The sequence below is a fragment of the Hydrogenophaga sp. genome, from assembly GCF_041633695.1.
In the GTDB taxonomy this organism is placed as follows: Bacteria; Pseudomonadota; Gammaproteobacteria; order Burkholderiales; family Burkholderiaceae_C; genus Hydrogenophaga.
In genome coordinates this window covers 1-2,031 of record NZ_JBFJMY010000620.1, presented here as the reverse complement: position 1 = coordinate 2,031, position 2,031 = coordinate 1, and the positions used below count along the sequence as shown (strand labels likewise).

Genomic DNA, 2,031 nt, shown 5'->3' with positions numbered 1-2,031 from the left:
GGGTTGGCCGTCCGGCCTTTCAGGGTTGTGGGACTGTCCACAGCAAGCAGTACTTTTCGATCGGCAACTCCAAAAAAAATCGCCCATTCCCGCACCACCCGTCAAAGGGGTTCGGAAATGGACGCCGTTGTCCAGTTGAATGCAGTGGGTGGCGTGCGAGCGCCATCGCCAGATGGAGCCGCCTTTAGCCCCATCCTTGTTGATGGATTACGCACGTTCTGTGCCAATACGCGAGCCGCGTTGCTGCACGCCTGGACGCGCAGGCGGCGTTCGCTGTGGTTGGCGATTTGTCCCCAAAATGGGGCGCTGCAAGAAGCGGATATTCCCGTCTTGGTGCAGATCGGGGGAGGTGCGCGCCCGCCGTTCACACGGCTCAGCGGCAGCGGTCTTTCAGGCGGCGGCTTCCAGCCCGCTGCGGAAGTGCGCTTGCATGCGCTGCACGCTCAGCGCCGCGTCGCGCGCCATCAAGGCCTGCACGATGGCGCGGTGTTCGGCCAGGGATTCGGTGAGACGCCCGGTCTTCAGCAGCGAGTTGTGCCGGTTCAGTTTCATGACCTTGCGCAAGTCCGCCACCATCTGTTCGCGCCAACGGTTGTCGGCCAGTTCGAGCAAGCGCATATGAAAGCGCTCGTTCAGTTTGAAGAATTGATCGCGGTTTTTCACCGAAGCTTCCAGCTCGGCGTGCAAGGCTTTGAGTTCGGCCAGTTCCTCGTCGCTGGCCTTTTGCGAGACCACGCCAGCGGCATCGGACTCCAGCAGCGCCAGCAGGTGGTAGACATCGCTCAGGTCTTTCTCGGACACCTCGGTGACGTAGGCGCCGCGCCGCACCTTCATCGTCACCAGGCCTTCGGCCGCCAGTACCTTGAGCGCTTCGCGCAAGGGTGTGCGGCTGATACCGTATTCCTCGGCCAGCTTGAGCTCGTCGATCCAGCTGCCGGGCTCCAGTTCGCGCTGAAAAATCCGTTGCCGAAGCAATTCAGCAACTTCTTCGTAGAGCGCGCGGGGTGCCAGGGAGAGGGCGGACATGGGCTGGGTAGGGCTTGACGGGCGGGTGTTGGGTGACGACGATTGTATGTCAGCAACAATATTTTGCATCAATAATTATGAATGATATAAAATCCCGCCACACTTTGTAGCAGCCAACCGACAACCCGCCATGACCCAGAAGCAGCCCGAATTCCCATCCGCCAGCCTAGAGGCCTGGGCCAAAGCGGCGCAAAAGTCCGCCCCCGGTGGCGACGTGAGCGCCTTGAACTGGATCACGCCCGACAGCATCAGCGTCAAACCGCTCTACACCGCCGAAGACACGGCGAACCTGCCGCACGCCAATACCCTGCCGGGTTTTGAGCCCTTCATACGCGGCCCGCAGGCCACCATGTACGCGGTACGACCCTGGACCATCCGCCAGTACGCCGGCTTCTCCACCGCCGAAGAATCCAATGCCTTCTACCGCAAAGCGCTGGCGGCGGGCGGGCAGGGCGTGTCGGTCGCCTTCGATCTGGCCACCCACCGGGGTTACGACAGCGACCACCCCCGCGTCACCGGCGACGTGGGCAAAGCCGGCGTTGCGATCGACAGCGTGGAGGACATGAAGATCCTGTTCGACCAGATTCCGCTGGACAAGGTCAGCGTGTCCATGACCATGAACGGCGCGGTGCTGCCGGTGCTGGCGGGTTACGTGGTGGCGGCCGAAGAGCAGGGCGTGGCGCAGGACCAGTTGAGCGGAACGATTCAGAACGACATTCTGAAAGAGTTCATGGTGCGCAACACCTATATCTACCCGCCCGAGCCGAGCATGCGCATCATCGGCGACATCATCGAGTACACGGCGGCACACATGCCCAAGTTCAACTCGATCTCGATCAGCGGCTACCACATGCAGGAAGCCGGCGCCAACCAGGCGTTGGAACTGGCCTTCACCCTGGCCGATGGCAAGGAATACGTGAAGACCGCCATGGCCAAGGGCATGGACGTGGACGACTTCGCCGGGCGGCTCAGTTTCTTCTGGGCTATCGGCATGAACTTCTACCT

Annotated in this window: 2 protein-coding genes; one reads left to right on the top strand and one right to left on the bottom strand. The window is 61.6% G+C overall.

Annotated elements, in window-relative coordinates; all coding sequences use genetic code 11:
- Positions 1-390: 390 nt before the first annotated feature.
- Positions 391-1,026, bottom strand: coding sequence for a GntR family transcriptional regulator (locus ABYB95_RS22480; RefSeq protein ID WP_372662243.1), 636 nt, complete (start codon positions 1,024-1,026; stop codon positions 391-393).
- 130 nt (positions 1,027-1,156) lie between these two features.
- On the opposite strand from ABYB95_RS22480, the gene ABYB95_RS22475 reads away from it, so the two are divergent.
- Positions 1,157-2,031 (top strand): methylmalonyl-CoA mutase family protein (locus tag ABYB95_RS22475; RefSeq protein ID WP_372662240.1); only part of this gene is annotated, 875 nt, incomplete at its 3' end.

Excerpts from the sequence above, each read along its gene's own strand:
- ABYB95_RS22480 (WP_372662243.1), bottom strand. The coding sequence starts at position 1,026 with ATGTCCGCCCTCTCCCTGGCACCCCGCGCGCTCTACGAAGAAGTTGCT.